The sequence below is a fragment of the Paraburkholderia phenoliruptrix genome (genome assembly GCF_902859825.1).
Classification (GTDB): Bacteria; Pseudomonadota; Gammaproteobacteria; order Burkholderiales; family Burkholderiaceae; genus Paraburkholderia; species Paraburkholderia phenoliruptrix.
On record NZ_CADIKB010000001.1, the window covers coordinates 40,294 to 57,879 of the forward strand.

The 17,586-nt window shown below is 62.1% G+C and carries 21 protein-coding genes; 13 read left to right on the forward strand and 8 right to left on the reverse strand.

Translation table 11 applies throughout. The features are described from left to right. Positions 1-3: 3 nt before the first annotated feature. Positions 4-279, reverse strand: coding sequence for a metal/formaldehyde-sensitive transcriptional repressor (locus HV711_RS00205; RefSeq protein WP_017234408.1), 276 nt, complete (start codon positions 277-279; stop codon positions 4-6). A gap of 353 nt (positions 280-632) precedes the next feature. On the opposite strand from HV711_RS00205, the gene HV711_RS00210 reads away from it, so the two are divergent. The 5 genes from HV711_RS00210 to HV711_RS00230 are packed head-to-tail and all read left to right on the forward strand — an operon-like array spanning position 633 to position 4,378. Continuing rightward, the gene (locus HV711_RS00210; RefSeq protein WP_035483353.1) at positions 633-1,046 is read left to right on the forward strand and encodes a DUF1924 domain-containing protein; all 414 of its coding nucleotides are present in this window, start codon (positions 633-635) and stop codon (positions 1,044-1,046) included. A gap of 43 nt (positions 1,047-1,089) precedes the next feature. Beyond that, the gene (locus tag HV711_RS00215; protein WP_035483350.1) at positions 1,090-1,575 is read left to right on the forward strand and encodes a diheme cytochrome c; all 486 of its coding nucleotides are present in this window, start codon (positions 1,090-1,092) and stop codon (positions 1,573-1,575) included. Then, positions 1,547-2,284, forward strand: a complete 738-nt coding sequence (locus tag HV711_RS00220) for a cytochrome b/b6 domain-containing protein (protein WP_035483347.1) — start codon at positions 1,547-1,549, stop codon at positions 2,282-2,284. Before HV711_RS00215 ends, HV711_RS00220 begins: the two co-directional genes overlap by 29 nt. 25 nt (positions 2,285-2,309) lie before the next feature. Continuing rightward, positions 2,310-2,984, forward strand: coding sequence for a response regulator (locus tag HV711_RS00225; protein ID WP_035483458.1), 675 nt, complete (start codon positions 2,310-2,312; stop codon positions 2,982-2,984). Further along, on the forward strand, positions 2,981-4,378 hold the full coding sequence (locus tag HV711_RS00230) for an ATP-binding protein (RefSeq protein ID WP_051224618.1): 1,398 nt from the start codon (positions 2,981-2,983) through the stop codon (positions 4,376-4,378). Before HV711_RS00225 ends, HV711_RS00230 begins: the two co-directional genes overlap by 4 nt. Before the next feature lie 102 nt (positions 4,379-4,480). Here the strand turns inward: HV711_RS00230 and HV711_RS00235 are convergent, their stop codons facing one another. After that, on the reverse strand, positions 4,481-4,957 hold the full coding sequence (locus HV711_RS00235) for a CreA family protein (RefSeq protein ID WP_035483345.1): 477 nt from the start codon (positions 4,955-4,957) through the stop codon (positions 4,481-4,483). A gap of 33 nt (positions 4,958-4,990) precedes the next feature. Continuing rightward, complete coding sequence (locus tag HV711_RS00240) at positions 4,991-5,440, reverse strand: hypothetical protein (protein ID WP_028362908.1); 450 nt, start codon at positions 5,438-5,440, stop codon at positions 4,991-4,993. Positions 5,441-5,674: 234 nt separating this feature from the next. On the opposite strand from HV711_RS00240, the gene HV711_RS00245 reads away from it, so the two are divergent. Then, the gene (locus HV711_RS00245) at positions 5,675-6,235 is read left to right on the forward strand and encodes a hypothetical protein (protein WP_244142612.1); all 561 of its coding nucleotides are present in this window, start codon (positions 5,675-5,677) and stop codon (positions 6,233-6,235) included. Between the two features lie 17 nt (positions 6,236-6,252). On the opposite strand, the gene HV711_RS00250 is transcribed toward HV711_RS00245, so the two are convergent. From HV711_RS00250 to HV711_RS33760, 3 genes are all read right to left on the reverse strand, one after another. After that, positions 6,253-7,206, reverse strand: a complete 954-nt coding sequence (locus HV711_RS00250) for a cation diffusion facilitator family transporter (RefSeq protein ID WP_035483340.1) — start codon at positions 7,204-7,206, stop codon at positions 6,253-6,255. A 79-nt stretch (positions 7,207-7,285) separates the two neighbouring features. Beyond that, a complete protein-coding gene (locus HV711_RS00255; protein ID WP_028362907.1) occupies positions 7,286-7,927 on the reverse strand; it encodes a TVP38/TMEM64 family protein in 642 nt (213 codons plus the stop codon). A gap of 286 nt (positions 7,928-8,213) precedes the next feature. Beyond that, positions 8,214-8,348, reverse strand: coding sequence for a hypothetical protein (locus tag HV711_RS33760; RefSeq protein ID WP_279612636.1), 135 nt, complete (start codon positions 8,346-8,348; stop codon positions 8,214-8,216). A gap of 63 nt (positions 8,349-8,411) precedes the next feature. Here HV711_RS33760 and HV711_RS00260 point away from each other — a divergent pair, with 63 nt between their 5' ends. Then, positions 8,412-10,934, forward strand: a complete 2,523-nt coding sequence (locus tag HV711_RS00260; protein ID WP_035483337.1) for a cation-translocating P-type ATPase — start codon at positions 8,412-8,414, stop codon at positions 10,932-10,934. Between the two features lie 23 nt (positions 10,935-10,957). On the opposite strand, the gene HV711_RS00265 is transcribed toward HV711_RS00260, so the two are convergent. Together HV711_RS00265 and HV711_RS00270 are read right to left on the reverse strand one after the other, a co-directional pair. Then, on the reverse strand, positions 10,958-11,920 hold the full coding sequence (locus tag HV711_RS00265; protein ID WP_035483335.1) for a universal stress protein: 963 nt from the start codon (positions 11,918-11,920) through the stop codon (positions 10,958-10,960). Beyond that, positions 11,917-12,465 carry a hypothetical protein gene (locus HV711_RS00270; protein ID WP_035483333.1) on the reverse strand — a complete coding sequence of 183 codons (549 nt, stop codon included), beginning with the start codon at positions 12,463-12,465 and terminating at the stop codon, positions 11,917-11,919. Before HV711_RS00270 ends, HV711_RS00265 begins: the two co-directional genes overlap by 4 nt. A 374-nt stretch (positions 12,466-12,839) precedes the next feature. Here HV711_RS00270 and HV711_RS00275 point away from each other — a divergent pair, with 374 nt between their 5' ends. The 6 genes from HV711_RS00275 (at position 12,840) to HV711_RS00300 (ending at position 17,543) form a co-directional block, all read left to right on the forward strand. Next, complete coding sequence (locus tag HV711_RS00275) at positions 12,840-13,544, forward strand: ABC transporter ATP-binding protein (protein ID WP_035483331.1); 705 nt, start codon at positions 12,840-12,842, stop codon at positions 13,542-13,544. Positions 13,545-13,551: 7 nt separating this feature from the next. Beyond that, the gene (locus HV711_RS00280) at positions 13,552-14,250 is read left to right on the forward strand and encodes a 5-oxoprolinase subunit C family protein (protein WP_051224615.1); all 699 of its coding nucleotides are present in this window, start codon (positions 13,552-13,554) and stop codon (positions 14,248-14,250) included. Positions 14,251-14,253: 3 nt separating this feature from the next. Further along, positions 14,254-14,712, forward strand: coding sequence for a hypothetical protein (locus HV711_RS00285; protein ID WP_051224612.1), 459 nt, complete (start codon positions 14,254-14,256; stop codon positions 14,710-14,712). 46 nt (positions 14,713-14,758) lie between these two features. Next, positions 14,759-15,526, forward strand: coding sequence for a LamB/YcsF family protein (locus HV711_RS00290; RefSeq protein ID WP_035483329.1), 768 nt, complete (start codon positions 14,759-14,761; stop codon positions 15,524-15,526). A gap of 199 nt (positions 15,527-15,725) precedes the next feature. After that, positions 15,726-16,484, forward strand: a complete 759-nt coding sequence (locus HV711_RS00295; protein ID WP_035483326.1) for an SDR family oxidoreductase — start codon at positions 15,726-15,728, stop codon at positions 16,482-16,484. A gap of 48 nt (positions 16,485-16,532) precedes the next feature. Further along, positions 16,533-17,543: a 2-hydroxyacid dehydrogenase gene (locus tag HV711_RS00300; protein WP_035483323.1), complete on the forward strand. Its 1,011-nt coding sequence runs from the start codon at positions 16,533-16,535 to the stop codon at positions 17,541-17,543. Positions 17,544-17,586 lie beyond the last annotated feature (43 nt).

The window sequence follows — 17,586 nt, forward strand, 5'->3', positions numbered from 1 at the left end:
CTCTTACTTGAAGTAGCTGTGGACTACCTCAATCAGCTGCTCGGTGCCGCTGCCGTGCTCGTCGTCGTGCGGCTCCGCGTCGACGAGATGGGTTCGGATGTGGTCTTCGAGAACCACTGCAAGCAGGCCGTTCATCGCTCCGCGGCTGCTCGTGATGAGCTGCAGCACATCCATGCAGCCACGCTCTTCTTCCAGTGCGCGCTCGATGGCTTCAACCTGGCCCTTGATACGACGAACCCGGTTGAGCAGCTTCTGTTTTTCGCGAATCGTATGGCTCACGGCTATCCCCCAAAATAGTATAGGGGGCTATCTTACCTCATGTAGGGTGCTAGGGTGTGCGTTTCTCTCGAAGAGGTTTGAAGTGAGCGTTGCCAGCGCGGCGCTTCGCGCCAAAAAGTTTCAACCTGCCGGGTGGCGTGCGTTCGATGGAATGACAGTTTGGCGTGCGCCGAAGACATTAGGATGTCTAGGTCGAGGCGCTCGCGGGCGGCCCGCTCATGGCCCCATCCGGTGCTGGTTGATTCAGGTCAACGAAGAAGCAGCGTGGCTGCCGACAATGAGCTTGAGGCCTATGTTAAGTATTCGGTAAGGAAGCAGCCCGAACATCTAACGCATTCACTGGAGGATTCGCGATGCTGACAACCGGGCGCCTGCGCGCACTTTGTTCTCTGTACGGCATCGTCGCCGTCGCCGGTGTTTCAGGCGGCGCCTACGCGGAGTCTCCTGCGCAAATCCTGAACGGCTACGCGGCGCAGTCGGGAACCGCGCCTGCGCCCTCGCGAGGGCAACAGTTCTTCACCACACGGCACGGCCGGGAGTGGGCCTGCGCGACATGCCATGGCGCCACGCCGACCGGCAACGGACAACATGCGGTCACCGCCAAGACGATTGCTCCGCTTGCCCCGGCGTTCAATCCGGAGCGCTTCACGGATGCGGCAAAGAGTGAAAAGTGGTTTCGCCGCAACTGCGGGGATGTGGTCGGGCGCGAATGCACGGCATCGGAGAAGGCAGACGTCCTGAGTTGGCTGATGACGCTCAAGCCGTAGCGCACAAGCGCGCTTCACATCGACGACTTCGCAAAGGACTGACATGGCTATCCGATTCGCCTCCGTTATTGCATACGCGCTCGCGGCACTTTCCGCGATCGTGCTGTCAGGTACGGCTGTCGGCGAGGAAGAGCAGCGGGCTAATGCCGTGACGCCGCTGCCGAAATACCGGCAGGAGTGCGCCGCCTGCCATATCGCGTATCCGCCGGAAATGCTGCCCGCGCAATCGTGGCGGCGCATCCTGAACAATCTCGATCGACACTTCGGCACCAACGCGTCTCTCGACGCAGCGTCCGTCAAGCAGCTGGAAGGCTGGCTTTCGGCGCATGCCGCAAGCGCGGAGCGGGTGCCGGGCACCCCGCCCGAGGATCGCATTACCCGCTCCACCTGGTTCATGGCCGCGCACGACGAAGTTCCCGCATCGGCGTGGCGGCATCCGGCAGTCAGAAGCGCGTCGAACTGCGCCGCCTGTCATACGCGGGCAGACCAAGGAAACTTCGATGAACGATACATCCGCATCCCGCGCTGAGAACGGCGCCCGCGCGCCCGGCACCGTCCGGATTCTCGTATGGGACGCGCCCGTGCGCGTGTTTCACTGGCTGATGGTCGCCTCGTTCGCGGGCGCATGGCTGACGGCTGAGAGCGAGCGATGGCGCCTGCTGCACGCTACGCTAGGCTACACGATGGTCGGCCTAGTGGCGTTTCGCATCGTCTGGGGACTGATGGGAACCCGATACGCGCGATTCTCCGCCTTCGTGCGCTCGCCGGCTGCCGTCATCCGCTACATGGTCAGCCTCGTCAAGGGCCGTCCGGAACGGCACGTCGGCCACAATCCGGCAGGCGCCGTCGCGATCGTTGCAATGCTGCTGATGAGCTGGGCGGTTGGGGTGACCGGCTGGGCCGCCTATAACGGCACCGGCGGCGAATGGCTCGGCGAGCTGCATGGGGGCGTCGCGAACGCGATGCTCGCGCTCGTCGCCATTCACGTCGCAGCGGTGCTGGCCAGCAGCCTCTTGCACCGCGAGAACCTGATTGGCGCGATGGTAACGGGATACAAATCGGGCCGTGCGGACGAAGGCATTCGAACCGCACGCTGGGGTTTTGCCGCGTTGGTCATGGCAGCCGCAATCGCCTGGTGGTGGACGCAATGGCAGGCGGCGCCGCAAACGCCGACGGCGAGTCAGTCCGCAGGGGCGAGTGCGCATCTGCGGTCCAATGGCGACGGGGACGGCGACTGAGCTCCATCCACCGGACATTTCACACGTGCGCATTCTGCTTGTCGAAGACGACCCCCTGCTCGGCGACGGCATTCGTGCCGGGTTGCGCCAGCAAGCTTTTCAGGTCGACTGGGTTCGCGACGGCGAGGCCGCGCAGCGCGAACTGCGTGGGCAGCCCTATGCGGCTGCAATTCTCGATCTCGGCTTGCCTCGCATGGACGGTATCGATGTGCTGCGAAGCGTGCGCAGCGCCGGGGTCAAGCTGCCCATCCTCGTGCTCACCGCGCGCGACGCCGTGCCGGATCGTATTCACGGGCTCGACATCGGGGCTGACGACTATGTCGTCAAACCGATCGACCTGCATGAACTCGGTGCCCGGCTCCGAGCACTGGTTCGACGCTCGCATGGCCGGCCGTGCGAGCGGCTTCAGGCGCCGGATGTCGTGTTGGACCCCGCGTCGCGTTTGGTATACCGCGCCGGCGTTCCCGTGCCGATGTCCCCGCGCGAGTTCGATCTGCTGCACGTGCTGATACTGAATGCGGGCCGTGTTCTGTCGCGTGAACAGATCGAGCAGCATCTGTATAGCTGGGGCCAGGAAGTGGAAAGCAATGCGGTCGAGGTGCACGTGCATCGCCTCAGAAGCAAGCTCGGCGGCGAGCTGATCCGGACCGTGCGCGGCGTAGGTTACGTGTTGCTTGGTGAAAACATGAGTGAGCCATGATGCTGCCGCGCTCGTTGCAGGGACGTCTGCTGGTGCTCGTGACTGGGGTCGTGGCAGCAGTCTGGCTGGCCGCGAGCGCACTCACATGGCACGATGCGCGGCAGGAAATCGATCATCTGCTCGACAGCCATCTGGCTCAGGCCGCGGCGCTGCTGGTCATGCAACAGGCCCAGGCGGCGGACGACGATGAGGCGCTCGACGCGCCGGTTTTGCATCCCTATGCGCCGAAAGTGGTGTTTCAGGTCTTCCACAACGGCCAGCTCGGCATGCATTCGGCCAATGCGCCGTCGCGACCGATGGTGCCTCCGCGCGACAGATCGGAATCGGGATTCTGGACCGTGCAGATAGATGGCAAGGCGTGGCGGGTGTTTGCCACTGCCGGCGTGCAGGAGGACGTCGAGATCTACGTAGGCGAGCGCATCGACTCGCGCACTTCGATCCTGCTCGCGGTGATGCGCAGCGCGCTCTGGCCGATGGCGGTCGCGCTGCCAGTGCTCGCGCTCGTGACCTGGTGGGCCGTTCGACGCGGCGCAGCACCGCTACGGGATCTGGGCCGCATGCTGGCGCGGCGTGATCCGCTCGCACTGGACCCCGTCCAGATGAATCGCGCGCCGCAGGAAATGCAGCCGATGCTCGATGCGCTCAACCGTCTGTTCGACCGCATTCGTGCCGTGCTCGACGCGGAGCGGCGGTTCACCGCCGACGCCGCGCATGAACTGCGCACGCCGATCGCCGCGATCAAGGCGCAGGCGCAGGTCGCGATGGCGGAGGCGGATGACGGCCTGCGCAGGCACGCGCTCTCGGGGCTGCTCGAGGGTTGCGAACGCGCGGTGCATCTGGTCGATCAGCTGTTGCTGCTGTCACGGCTCGAAGCCGGGGCGCTGAGCGACGATAGCAGCGCGGTCGATCTGGGCGCCGTCGCCAGGAAGGTTGTGGCCGACATCGCCCCTCAGTCGCTCGGCAGGTCGCAGCGGATCGGGCTCGACGCGCCTGAACGCTGCATCGTGGTAGGCAACGAGGCGCTGCTCGCGTCGCTCATTCGCAATCTGGTCGACAACGCGGTCCGCTATAGCCCTGTTCGGGCTCGAATCGAGGTGTCGGTACGCAGGCGCGACGGCCACGTCGTGCTGGCTGTGGAAGACAGTGGGCCGGGCCTCCCGGACGACGACTTGCAGCGGCTGGGTGAGCGGTTTTTCCGTGCGGGAGGCAGCGAACAAAGCGGGAGCGGGCTCGGATGGTCGATCGTGCGACGCATCGCGAACGCGCATGGCGCCGCGATCGACGTCGGCAGGTCCCGTGCGCTAGGCGGATTGCGGGTGGAGGTTTGCTGGATTGCTACGAGTCAGGAGGAACCGAAAGCCGATCCCCATGCTGTGATGAGCAATAAGTCTTGAGGCGCTTGTGTAGTGGGCCGGGCCCGAGCGCCCCATCTCCAGGCACAGAATTCTGGCGGCGTGCAACGCGAGGGTAATGATCCGCCTACCGTTGATGCAGTGCTATTGCGCCGCCCGTTTTCCGCGCACCTCTAGCCGGAGCACGTCGACATGACCGGGTAGATTCCCCGCCAGTTTGCTCTCCGTGTAGCTGACATACAGGACCGTCAGGCGCTTGTGGTCCAGAATCCGGATGACGTGAACGGCCTTGAAGATTGGGGCAACCGATTCATCGAATACCTGCGCCTGTTCAGGGACCAGGCTCGGCGTACTGAGCTTGTGCACCTGCTGGCAGGAAACGATGGCGTCTGTGGCATTCCCCGATTGAACGTTCCCGAGATCATCGTCGCGATGCGCACTGGAAACGTAGCAGGTCACACCCTTTACCAGCGGATCCTCGTACGCTGAGATTCCGATGTGTGCGCCGTAGCGCTGCGAATGCGTCGCGATTCTAGCCAGTTCCTCGCCATGCGCGCCGGGCATCACAGATACGGCGATCGAAGTAGCCACCATTCCAGCAATCAGCGAGCAACGCGTCATGACATGTCCCCTTACGGAATACCCGGTCCCGGGCTAGGGCTTCAGCCTACTGATGACGCCATGCCGATTCGGCTCCGGCCAGTAGAACCGGGTCTCGACTCCGCCCTTCGCAGGGACGCGCACCCACCTGTGCTCGATGACATGATCGGCCTGCGCTGCGATCCTGTAGCGGCCAGGCGGGATCCTGAAGAAGAGGAAGGGACCGTGCGTTCTCGCTTTCAGCAGCTCGACGCCGCGTTCCGAGTTCAGCGTGACCGTCACATCGGAGAGATACTCTCCTCCCGTCAGCGCGAACGTGATGCGAAGGTTGTAGCGAGGCGCGAGCGCCTTCATCGCTTGTACCTCATCCTCGCCGATACCGCCGCTGACGTACTCGATGCCATTGCGCATCATTGGCGCGATATGCGTTTGTGCAAGCACAGGCGGATCAATCGGGACAAGGAAAAGGAATCCGACAAGCAGCAAAGCAACGTGGGCTTTCATAGACCCGGTCTCCTAAACATTCTACCTACAGCATGACAATCGACGCGCACTGGCTGTTGACACAGATCAATCAACCGGCGCAGTGCATTTCCGCAGCGCTGTTCGCAAACACGCCGTCGCAACGGCGCTAGAGGAAAAACGGCAGATCTCGCTTGTGACAGAGGTAGCGTTTTATGGCCTGGATTGATGTGAGTCAATGTCGCCGCCGGTCTCCGACCGCAGCATGCAGATGACGTGTCCAGAACCAAGGTGCTGGACATTCATGTGGTGCACTGGATGTCGCCATGCGACCTCACTATGGAATCGGGGGTAGCCATGCTGAAGTTGACCAAATTCCTGATGGTTATGACCGCGGGTCTGCTTACGCTCGCATCAAGCGGCGCCTTTGCCGATCAACTGAACCGGAGCGTGACGAACGGTGGTCTGACCGTCCACTTTGGCATTGTGCCTGCCAAAAAAGCGCAATCGGTCGCCCGGGGCGCAAGCGAGCCGGGCGAACACGCATCGGCGCCAGGTCTCTCAAACTATCACCTCGTCGTCGCGCTGTTCGACAAGGCAACCGGTGAGCGCATCAGCGAAGCGACCGTGAATGCCACGGTGACGGGGCCACGGGCGAAGTCGCGCCCACATACGCAGGTCAAGCCTCTGCAGGAGCTCAACGTCAATGACACGGTGACTTACGGCAACTATTTCAACATGCCGTGGCCGGGCCGCTATAGCATCGATCTTTCGATCACGCGAAAAGACAGCGTCAAGCCGACCAAGGTCCGCCTGACCTACGACCACCACCTGTAAGCCGCGGAATGTGCCGATCAGTTGCTGGCTTGCCCTGCAGGCATGACCGCACCGGCCTGTTTGCGCGGGTCTACATGGGTCATGAGATTGAGCACACGATGGCGCGTCAGGACGTGCTTGCGCGCAGCGACCGCGATTTCGTGGCCCGCTTCGACGGAAATCGTAGCGTCGACGTCGATGTGAACATCGGCGACGATCATGTCGCCCATTTTGCGCGTGCGCAGGTCGTGGACGCCAATCACGCCCGGGGTACCAAGCAGCGTCAGCCGAATGGCTTCCACCTCGGTCTCGTCCGCCGAGCGGTCCATCAGGTTGTGAAAAGCCTCTGAACCGAAGGTCCATCCCATCTTGAGCACCAGCACGCCGACGATCAGCGCCGCGACTGGGTCGAAGATCGGAAAACCCGCCAGATTACCGACGATACCCACGCCCACCACCAGCGATGATGCGGCGTCCGACCTCGCATGCCAGGCATTGGCGACCAGCATGCTGGACTTAACGCGCTTTGCAACCGCGAGCATGTAACGGAACAGCAGCTCCTTGGCGATCAGTGCGCTCATTGCCACCCACAGCGCGGCAATGTGAACGCGCTGCACGGATGCCGGGTCTTCGAGTTTGTGAAGCGCCGACCAGAGCATACCCGCGCCCACCGCCGCAAGAAGAGCGCCGAGTGCCAGCGAGGCGCCGGTTTCGAAGCGCTGGTGACCGTATGGATGGGCTTCGTCTTCGCCTTTGCGGCTGTGATGATTGGCAAACAGTACGACGAAGTCGGCGACCAGATCTGACAGCGAGTGTACGCCGTCCGCAACGAGGCCCTGAGAGCCTGAGAATATGCCAGTAAGGACCTGACCGAAGGTCAGAACCAGATTAACGGCGACGCTCCCCCACGTACTGCGGGACGCCGCGGCAGCGCGCTCGGCAACAGAGTGCCCGGTGCTTTCTGAGTCGTCGAAGAGTTCCTCCGTATTCATGTAGTGCTTCCATCCCATTGAAAGGACACCCGAGGGTGGCATAGCGCCGGGCGCCGTTGGGCATGGCGCATCGATTCGTTCAACGTCGCGTGGTGTGGCCGTCCTTTACTTGCCCGGGCGGCTTCATCGACCGTCGCCACGTCAGCTTCCGTTGTTCTACGAGTATCTTCCAGTCGAGTTTCATGAGTATGTACACGAGCCCGAGCAAGGCTATCTGCGTGACGACGAAGTAGCCGCTGAGGTAGCTCCCTTCGAACTGCACTTCTGGATCGATATGCGTGGACACGAAGCGGCCAAGATGCGCCCAGACCGCGTAGCTCGCCGTACGACCGATGAAGAATGGCACCCCAATCACCCGGAGCGGCAGCCCTGAAAGCCCATACGCTATGAACAGATAGTTCGACGGAAACGGGCTCAGCGAATAGAAGAAGAATGCGCTGGCGGTCATCGTCTTGTGCCTCTCCAGCCATATCCTGATCACGTCGATGTTCTCTCGGTCGGCCTCGCGCATCAGCCGACCCCGCACCAGCGTCCGCGCGAAAGTCGCCAGAACCAGCCGGCCGAGGGTCGCCGCGCTAGCGGCAACCAGGGCAAAGACGAATGGGTTGCCTTCCGGAACATTGAAGCCGACCCACGACATGGCCATCCATGTGGGTGGCGCGAATGCCGGCATGAGATTGATCAGCAGCACCACGGCGAACAGGATTGCCAGTGTCGCCACCATTAATCTCCCGGCCGTTGGGCCCCCATTTCTTCATGCCGCATTTTGGCGATCCCATCGCGCCTGCTGCATGTCCAGCCGGCGAGGATGCCGCTGCGATGAACCAGGGACGTGCGGTGGACAACGGCCCGCAGTCAGGTCTGATCCACGCGAGAGGCGTCCAGCTCCGGGTTTTCGGTAGTTGGATCTCGAGCTGCCGTGCCGCGGAGGCGGATAGCTGACTCAGGCTATTTCACCCGGCGGCCAGCAACTTGACCCAAGTCAATGTCGGTATGTTCTCCTGGCGTCATTCTATAAACTCGGATGTTTCCGCACAGGCATTGAGCTGCAAGGGGTTGAACAATCCTTTTTCCAGGCAGCAACAATCCACGGTTTCTGTCGGCTGTGTCGCCAAAAAAGTTCGCATTTCGAGGATTGCCATGTTTGGGAGCGCCTTCGTGTGCACCTTTGTTCCATCACAATCCGCGTACTGATAGGCACGAGAATGCAGACCAATTCCGTTGAGCCCGTCACCGACATCGTCTCCGGCGACGGCGAATTGGCATCGCCGCCCTGGCACACCGACATGAGGCGTGGTCTATCGAGCGAGCAGGTGGCGGAAGAGCGCGTCCGGTTCGGCCGCAACGTCGTGGATTCAACGGCGCGGCGCACCTGGTGGCGCACCCTGTGGGAGGTGCTTCGTGAGCCCATGTTCCTGCTGTTGCTCGCTGCGAGCGGAATCTATTTTGTTCTCGGGGATGTTTCGGAGGCACTCACGCTTCTCGCGTTCGTGATGGCTATCGTCTTTCTCACGGTTTTTCAAAGTCATCGCACGGCGCGGATTCTCGACTCTCTGCGCGAACTGTCGGCGCCCCGCGCGCAGGTACTTCGAGACGGGCAACGGCAGCTTGTTTCCGCTGCCGAACTGGTGCCTGGCGACGTGGTTTTTGTCGATGAAGGCGCACGTGTACCCGCTGATGGCGTCGTGACGGAGGCTCATGAACTGAGCGTAGACGAATCGCTACTGACGGGCGAGTCCGTGTCGGTTAGCAAGTCCGTTGCACGAGCCAACGCACTTGCGCAGGAAGATCCGTATGGGCAGCTTTTCTTTGGGTCAATGGTGGTGCAGGGCCAGGGACAAATGGTCGTCACTGCGACGGGGCTGAATACGACGCTCGGTCGTATCGGCAAGTCGCTGACCGGCATCTCGGAGGCGCGCTCGCCGTTGCAACTGGAGACGAGAACGTTCGTCAACCGCTTTGCGTCGGTTGCGATCGTACTATGCCTTTTGCTCGTGGCAGCCTATCGTCTGCGATCGGGGGGGTGGCTTCCGGGCGTACTCGCCGGCATCACGCTGGCCATGGGAATTCTGCCCGAAGAAATACCGGTGATACTGACCGTGTTCATGGCGCTGGGGGCCCGCCGCATCGCTGACGACGGCGTGCTGACGCGCCGCATGAGTGCGATCGAAACCCTCGGCCAGACTTCGGTACTGTGCGTCGACAAGACCGGCACGCTGACGCAAAACCGCATGTCGGTGCGCGTGCTCTTTGCGCAAGGAAAGTGGCAAGTCATCGATCAGGCCACTCGGCACATCGAGGAGGCCTATCACGAACTCATCGAATATCTGGTGCTTGCCAGCGAAATCGAGCCGGTCGATCCCATGGAGCGCGCGTTTCACGAAGCCGGTCGCGTGGGGCTCGCCGGCACCGGACGTCTCCACAAGGACTGGTCGCTCGTTCACGAGTACGCGCTGACACCGGAGTTGCCGGCGATGTCCCACGCATGGCACACACCGGAACTCGATCATCACGCAGTGGCCTGCAAGGGCGCACCGGAGGCGGTCTGTGCTTTATGTCACCTGGGTGAGAGGGAAACGCAGGCCGTCCTTGACCAGGCTGCGCAGATGGCGTCGGGCGGGTTGCGGGTGCTAGGAGTCGCCAAGGCGCGACACTCACAGGCGGAGTGGCCGGAGAAGCAGCATGAATTCGCGTTCACGTTCGTGGGACTGGTCGGCCTTCTGGACCCGGTCCGACCGGAGGTTGCGGGCGCTATCACAGAATGCCAGGCCGCCGGCATCCGCGTGGTGATGATTACCGGTGACTATCCGTCGACGGCGCTTGCCATCGCCGCTGAAGTCGGCATCGACGGCGCGCGGATCGTGAGCGGCCAGGAAGTGGCAGCGATGAATGACTCACAGCTTCGTGAAGCGATCAAGAACGTTGACGTGTTTGCCCGCGTCAAGCCAGACCAGAAATTGCGGCTCGTCAACGCATTCAGGGAAAGCGGCCACGTGGTCGCGATGACCGGTGATGGCGTGAACGACGCACCCGCTCTCAAGGCGGCGCATATCGGTATTGCGATGGGCCTGCGTGGTGCCGAAGTTGCGCGCGAGGTGGCCTCGCTGGTTTTATTGCGTGACGACTTTGCGCCAATCGTGTCCGCGATCCGGCTGGGAAGGCGCATCTATGCCAATCTCGTGCAAGCGATCAGCTATACGATTGCGGTCCACATTCCGATGATTGCCGCCACCATGATTCCGGTTCTCGTCGGCTGGCCGCCGATGCTTGCACCGATTCATATCGTGTTTCTACAACTGGTTATCGATCCGGTCTGCTCGATCGTGTTCGAGAACGAACCCGAACGCGAGAACCTCATGCGTTTGCCGCCGCGCCGGGTCGGCGCGCGGCTGCTATCGGGTCGCGCATTGGCCCAAGGGGCGACCGCGGGCGCGCTGGCTGCGATACTCGTGCTGGGTCTCTACGCCGGTCTGCTGACTCAGGGTTATGAACAGCCTCTCGCCCGCACGCTCGCCTTCGTATCACTCGTCGCGGGCAATGTCGCGTTGATCTTTGTGATCCGTGTGTTGCCCCAGTCGGGCGCCCGCGCCGAGGTGCGTCGGCAGAATCGCTATCTTTGGATTGTTCTGGCTGTAACCGGAGTGGCTCTGTTGCTTCTGATGACCGTTCCCGCCCTGGCGCGGCTGTTTGGCCTCGTCGCGCTGCTCAACCAGGGTGGGGGTGTCTGACGGGAAACTCCGATTCCATTCATTCAGGATGAAGAGTTCGGTCTGGGGCGCGCCAGCAGCAGTGGGGTATCAGTGATGCGCGCGGTTCGGTCGGCGACGCTTCCGAGAAACCAGCGGGCGAGACCTCGCCGGCCATGCGTGCCGACGACCACGAGGTCGGCATGCCATCGTCGGGCCTCGCGGACAATCGTATGGGGCACGTCATCGCCTGTCCGTTTAGTTTTGACAAGCCCGGTTTCGACATGATTGGCCAGATTGGCGAAGACGCGCGCGGCGGCGGCAAGTATGGTGTTCCCTTCATCCTTGAACGCGTCCTCAAGGACATGGATTGGTATGAGGTCAGTCAGTCGAACAGCGCGATCGACGACATAGACTGCTCGAAGGCTCGACTCAGGCGTTGCAAACAGCAGGCCGAACCGCAATGCGTCCAGAGAGGCCTGGCTCCCGTCAAGCGCAAACAGGATCCGGCGCGGAAACGGATGTATCTCGCCTTCATAACTAGCGGGCACAATGATAACCGAGCACGAGGCTTGAGTTGTCACGGATTCGGACACCGTTCCTTCAACCCAGCGCAGCAAGCCGTGATGATGACGCGCACCCACGACGACCAGATCGGCTTGCCATTCGGTCGCGGCATCGATCAGTGTATTTGCGGTATAGCCGCCTCGCCTTGAGCGCTCGAGCACCTCAACATCGACTTCGGCATCGAGCGGCGCGAAGATTTCTTTCGCATTTGCAACCGCTTCGCTGGCGTCATGAAACAATTCTCTACGAATGGTCTGGAGTTCGGCATCCGCCAGCGATCCAAGGGGCACGAGGACAGCAGGATTCTCTGCCACGCTTACGATACGCACCCGCACACCTGGTACCGCCATGTAGCGTATATATGCGGCTGCACGTGCGGCCGCGGACGACGAGTCGACCGCGATAAGTATCCGTTTGATGCCGTGGGAAGAAGCGCTATCCGCGCTCGGTGTGGCACTCATGATCTGTTCTCCGTGCGAGCCGAACGAGTCCCGTTAGCGTTAATGGCTGATTTGTTCCGCCTGACGATCCATATGTAGGAGATGCCGGTAACGAGACCGTAGAGTATGTGCAGACTGAAATTGATCCATGTCTGGGCGTCGACGAACCACGGAAATATCGCTGTCATCGCGTAGAAATTCAGGAGATAGAGAGACGCACCGAACCCGGTTCCAACGATCGACGTCATCAACAGGTTGAAGCAAAGGGGAAACGCTTCGATGATCGCCGCCAGAGCAACCGAAAACCCGATCGCCAGAATCAGATGAACGGTAAGCGCCACCGCCAGTACTGCGGCATCGTGCGAGCCTGGCTCCACGAACACACGGTCTCCAATAACGATGGCGGCGACCATGCGGATCGCTCCCCACGAACTGCCGCTATTTGCGACGATCGCGGCTGAGGCAGCACACATCAGAACAGCTGCCGCAATAGTGCCGGAAACGATTCCGGCCCGCCAATCGGGGGTTCGGAGCTGGCACTGGCCTTCGTGCAAATGAAATTCCATCGAAGTCTCCTTGAGTGCAGCGGCGGTGAAGAACCATTAGGCGCCTCATGCGCCATAGTTTCTTGATAGGGATCAAAGGTCTGGATCGACCCCATATCTCCGGATCACTTGACACATATCAATCGCACCGACGTTATTTGATCTAGCGTTTCGTAAGGGCAGACCGCAACGTATCTGGATGCCAGATGCCAGATGCCAGATGCCAGATGCCAGATGCCAGATGCCAGATGCCAGATGCCAGATGCCAGATGCCAGATGCCAGATGCCAGATGCCAGATGCCAGATGCCAGATTCCGCCTGGCAACCCACCCGCGCTGCGCCATAACAGGTGGTTTCCATCTGCCAAACGGCGATCAGCGTTGGAGCGATGATTCATGGAGATTGTCTTTTCGATCCGGACGCTGCGAAAGACTTACCGCATGGGCGACGTTGACGTTCACGCGTTACGAGATATGGACCTTGACCTCGGGGGCGGCGAGTTCGTGGTGCTTCTGGGCGCTTCAGGAAGCGGAAAATCGACCTTGCTGAATTTGATGGGCGGGCTCGATACGCCGACGAGCGGCTTCATCCGCTATCGGGATCACCAGTTGTCAGCGGCTACAGAGAAGGAGCTGACGAAATTCCGGCGTGAGCATGTCGGCTTCGTGTTTCAGTTCTACAACCTGATGCCCAGCCTGACCGCCCTCGAAAACGTGGCGCTGGTGACCGACATTGCGGAACGTCCCATCACCCCTGATGAAGCGCTACGAATGGTCGGCATCGGAGAACTGAAGGATCATTTCCCCGCGCAAATGTCAGGTGGCGAGCAGCAGCGTGTGGCGATCGCCCGAGCGATCGCGAAGCGACCGGACGTCCTGCTGTGCGACGAGCCGACTGGCGCGCTCGATTTTCTCACCGGACGCATGGTCCTCGAGGTGCTCGATCAGGTCAACCGGGAATTCGGCACATTGGTCGTCGTGGTCACGCACAACGCCGTGATCGGCGAGATGGCGCATCGCGTGGTGCGCATGAGCAGCGGGACGATCGTCGAGCAGCGTCAGAACATTCAGCGGCTGCGCGTCAAGGATCTGACATGGTAAGCACGGTGTGCCGACAAGCGGAACGCGCTGCTATCTGACACTCGCGGGCGGGGTGGATGTGCCTGTGGTGCTCGGCTCGCGCAGCACGCAGCTGCGCGGCCAGTTCGGCGGCTACGACGGCCGTCAGTTGCAAAAGGGCGATGTGCTGAAGGCCGTGGGCGAGGGCGCCCGCACCATCCCGCCCGATGCACCGCATGCTGCGGGTTTCGGCACCGTGCCGCCGGAATTCACATTGCCGGCGCCGTCCGCGCTGCCTGGTGCGACAGCCGACGAGATCGCGGTGCGCGTGCTGCCCGCCGCGGAATTCGAGTGCTACTGCCCGGAGTCGCTCGAGGCGTTCTGGCGCGAGGGTTGGAAAGTGACGCCGCAAAGCGATCGCTATGGGTATCGCCTCGCCGGTCCGACGCTCAGGGCGATGCACGCCGTCGAGAAGCGCTCGCATGGCATCGTGCCCGGTGTGATTCAGGTGCCGCACAACGGGCAGCCGATCATCCAGCTACGCGATGCACAGCCGTCGGGCGGCTACCCGAAGATCGGCACCGTCATCGAGGCCGATTTATGGCGCCTAGCGCAGGCGCGCATCGGTACGAAAATCCGCTTTGTTCTGACGACCTATCCGGAAGCCGTCGCGGCGCTGGAAGAACTGGCGGGCTACCTTGCCAGGGTGCGCAATCTCGTCGAGTTGTTCCGCTCTTCCAGACACTGAGACATGACAGAAAAAAACGAAGTGGATATTGGCGAGCTTCGGCAGATTACTTCGTGGCTGGCCGCCGCCGAGGTCGAATTCATCGAAATTGGCAGGCCCGCCGCGACGGTTCGCCTGACGATGGGGAAGCCACCTCGCACGAAGGTGCGGACCCGAACGGTTCATACGCCCGACGATGCCGACGGTGCGAGTGAGCCGCCCATTGCTGCAAGCGCGTCAAGCGTCGCCGTTACGGCGCATTGCGCGGGCATTTTTCTCGCCACGCATCCGGCGCGCTCCACGCCGCTTGTCAGCGTCGGTGCGCGCGTCGATGGGGGCGAGATTGTCGGCTTGCTGCGGATCGCGCAGTTGTGCGTGCCGGTTCTCGCGCCCGTAGACGGGGTGGTGATGGGCACGCTCGTCGCGCATGGCGCAACGGTCGGCTATGGAACGCGCCTGATCGAGCTCGCGCCATCCGCATGAAGAATGGGGTCAGCGCACGTCAGCGCTTGAGGAACGGAGAGTGAAGATGCAAATCGACCTGAACGCGGACCTGGGTGAAGGCTTTGGCCCCTACCGCATGGGCGAAGACGAGGCGATGCTCGACATCGTGTCGTCCGCCAACGTGGCCTGCGGTTATCACGCCGGTGACCCCGTCATCATGGACACAACAGTGCGCATGGCTCTCGCGCGCGGCGTCGAAGTCGGCGCGCACGTTGGTTTTCCCGACCTGCTGGGCTTCGGCCGTAGGCAGATCCAGGCCGATCCGCTGGAGCTCGCCAATTACATCCTGTATCAGATGGGCGCGCTCGCGGGCATCGCCAAGGCCGCAGGGCACCGCGTCACGCATATGAGCTTTCACGGCGCGCTCGGAAACATGGCCGCGGCTTCGTACGAACTCGCCGAGCCGCTGGTGCGGGCCGTCGCCGAGTTCGACCGCGAGCTCATCATCAGCGTGTCGACGAACACGGAGATAGAACGCGCCGCGGATCGTCTCGGCGTGCGCATCGCCAACACATTTCTCGCCGACCGTGCCTACGACGATCAAGGCGCGCTGGTCTCGCGCAAACTCGCGGGCGCGGTGATCAAGGACAGGGCGGCGGTCCTTGCGCGTGTCAAGCAACTGCTGGAGGAAGGCACCATCACGACGATTACCGGCAACAAGCTGAAGATTGCGGTTCAGTCGATCCTGCTGCATGGCGACACGCCAGGTGCCGTCGAACTGGCGCGCACGGTGCGCGCCGTGATCGAAGCGGCGGGCGGACGGGTCGTGCCGGTCTCGCGCCTCACGCGCTAGACACGCGCGCGAGGCCACCGGGGCAACACGGTGCCAACCATAAGGCCCACTTATCGCTTCAAAGCCAATCCATCTTTGTTGAGCGCTTTCGCGGCGTATAGATTGATAAGAGTCGATTGATAAAAAGCCGATTGGCAACAGGCTTTATCGCACGCCTTTTCGCGAGGCGACATTTGAGAACTACAGACTGAGGTCATTCATGCCGTTTTCAGACTACAAGACCGCGCTGGTTACGGGCGCTTCGACAGGAATGGGCGCTGCCATTGTCGAGCGCTTTTGTCGCGAGGGACTCGAAGTGCATGCGCTCGCGCGCAACGGCGATCGTCTGAATGAGCTCGCCGCGCGCACCGGCTGCATTGCGCATGCAATCGACGTGTGCGATCTGGACGCCGTGACGACGCTCACACAGCAGGTGCCGTTCGATATCGTCGTGAACAATGCGGGCGTATCGCGCAAGGGTTCGATTCTCGATGCGGGTGTCGAGGACATCGACGTGCAAGTGGAAGTGAATCTGCAAGCCGTGCTGCACCTCGTGCGGCTCACCATGCCGGGCATGGTGGCACGCGACCGCGGCCATATCGTCAACATCAGCTCTATTGCGGCGATCTACAACTTCAACGGCAACTCCATCTATCACGCGACGAAGGCCGGCATACACGCGCTGTCGCGCCAGCTGCGGGTCGACGCGACGGGCAAGCGTGTGCGCGTGACCGAGATCTGCCCTGGCCGTGTCGCGACTGATATTTTCGGCCATGTGCACGGCGACATCGAGGAAGCGCGAAAGAAGTTCATTGACGGCTTCGAGTTGCCTCAGCCGTCCGACATCGCGGATGCGATTGCGTTCGCGATAGCCGCGCCGCTCGCGGTCAACATCAGCAACATGGAGATCCTGCCGACGTTGCAAGTGCCGGGCGGGCTCACCACCATCAAGCGCGAGCCGTCCGCTCACGGTGAGTAAGCCCGCCGTTCGCGAGGACGTCATCTGAGTCTACTAAGGAGGCCTTTCATGCGAGCATCGGTACTCGTTACCCGTGCGTCATTTCCGGACATCGTCGAGCGCCTGCGCGCGGACTTCGACGTGACCGACAATCCGGACGACACCATCTGGACCCAAGCCGAGCTGATCGAGCGCCTGCAGGGCAAGGAGGGCGCGATGACGGCCGGCAGCGACCGAATCGATGCCACGTTGCTGGATGCCTGCCCGCAACTGAAGGCGGTCTGCAACATCGGCGTGGGCTACAACAACGTCGATGTCGATGCGTGCACCGCGCGCGGCGTACTCGTCACGAATACGCCGGACGTGCTCACGGATACTACGGCCGACTTCGGCTTCGCTCTGATGATGGCCACCGCGCGGCGCATCGCGGAGTCCGAGCACTTTCTGCGTGCGGGCGAATGGACCAAGACCGGCCGCTACGACATGTTCGTCGGCAGCGACGTGCATGGCTCGACACTCGGCATTCTCGGCATGGGGCGCATTGGTCGAGCCATTGCGCGGCGCGGTGCATTCGGCTTCGGCATGCGCGTCATCTATCACAACCGCTCGCGACTCGCGCCTGAAGTGGAAGAGGGCTGCCGAGCGCGCTATGTCGACAAGGAAGCACTGCTGCGTGAGTCGGATCATCTGATTGTCGTCGTGCCGTATTCGGCCAACTCGCATCATGCAATCGGCGCGGCGGAGTTAAAGCAGATGAAGTCGTCCGCCACGCTTACGAATATCGCGCGCGGCGGCGTTGTGGACGATGCGGCGCTCGCGGTCGCGCTTCATGAAGGCAGCATCGCGGCCGCGGGTCTCGACGTATTCGAGGGTGAACCGCTCGTGTGTCCGGCGCTGCTCGCGCAGAAGAACGTGGTGCTGACACCGCATATCGGCAGTGCGTCGGTCAATACCCGGCGCGCCATGGCTGCGCTCTGCGTCGACAACCTGATCGCGGCGCTGGGACGTGGTCCTCTCGCCGGCAAGCCTCCCACGCCGATCAATCCGCAGGTGCTCGCGGGCCCGGCGGCGATTGTTTGATCTGAACCGGCGCAGCGTCTTGCGCCGGTTCGACTCGTAAAAG

Excerpts from the sequence above, each read along its gene's own strand:
- HV711_RS00215 (WP_035483350.1), top strand. The coding sequence starts at position 1,090 with ATGGCTATCCGATTCGCCTCCGTTATTGCATACGCGCTCGCGGCACTT.
- HV711_RS00300 (WP_035483323.1), top strand. The coding sequence starts at position 16,533 with ATGCGAGCATCGGTACTCGTTACCCGTGCGTCATTTCCGGACATCGTC.
- HV711_RS00265 (WP_035483335.1), bottom strand. The coding sequence starts at position 11,920 with ATGAGTGCCACACCGAGCGCGGATAGCGCTTCTTCCCACGGCATCAAA.
- HV711_RS00295 (WP_035483326.1), top strand. The coding sequence starts at position 15,726 with ATGCCGTTTTCAGACTACAAGACCGCGCTGGTTACGGGCGCTTCGACA.
- HV711_RS00270 (WP_035483333.1), bottom strand. The coding sequence starts at position 12,465 with ATGGAATTTCATTTGCACGAAGGCCAGTGCCAGCTCCGAACCCCCGAT.
- HV711_RS00290 (WP_035483329.1), top strand. The coding sequence starts at position 14,759 with ATGCAAATCGACCTGAACGCGGACCTGGGTGAAGGCTTTGGCCCCTAC.
- HV711_RS00250 (WP_035483340.1), bottom strand. The coding sequence starts at position 7,206 with ATGAATACGGAGGAACTCTTCGACGACTCAGAAAGCACCGGGCACTCT.
- HV711_RS33760 (WP_279612636.1), bottom strand. The coding sequence starts at position 8,348 with ATGGCAATCCTCGAAATGCGAACTTTTTTGGCGACACAGCCGACAGAA.
- HV711_RS00260 (WP_035483337.1), top strand. The coding sequence starts at position 8,412 with ATGCAGACCAATTCCGTTGAGCCCGTCACCGACATCGTCTCCGGCGAC.
- HV711_RS00220 (WP_035483347.1), top strand. The coding sequence starts at position 1,547 with ATGAACGATACATCCGCATCCCGCGCTGAGAACGGCGCCCGCGCGCCC.
- HV711_RS00230 (WP_051224618.1), top strand. The coding sequence starts at position 2,981 with ATGATGCTGCCGCGCTCGTTGCAGGGACGTCTGCTGGTGCTCGTGACT.
- HV711_RS00275 (WP_035483331.1), top strand. The coding sequence starts at position 12,840 with ATGGAGATTGTCTTTTCGATCCGGACGCTGCGAAAGACTTACCGCATG.
- HV711_RS00235 (WP_035483345.1), bottom strand. The coding sequence starts at position 4,957 with ATGACGCGTTGCTCGCTGATTGCTGGAATGGTGGCTACTTCGATCGCC.
- HV711_RS00285 (WP_051224612.1), top strand. The coding sequence starts at position 14,254 with ATGACAGAAAAAAACGAAGTGGATATTGGCGAGCTTCGGCAGATTACT.
- HV711_RS00210 (WP_035483353.1), top strand. The coding sequence starts at position 633 with ATGCTGACAACCGGGCGCCTGCGCGCACTTTGTTCTCTGTACGGCATC.
- HV711_RS00240 (WP_028362908.1), bottom strand. The coding sequence starts at position 5,440 with ATGAAAGCCCACGTTGCTTTGCTGCTTGTCGGATTCCTTTTCCTTGTC.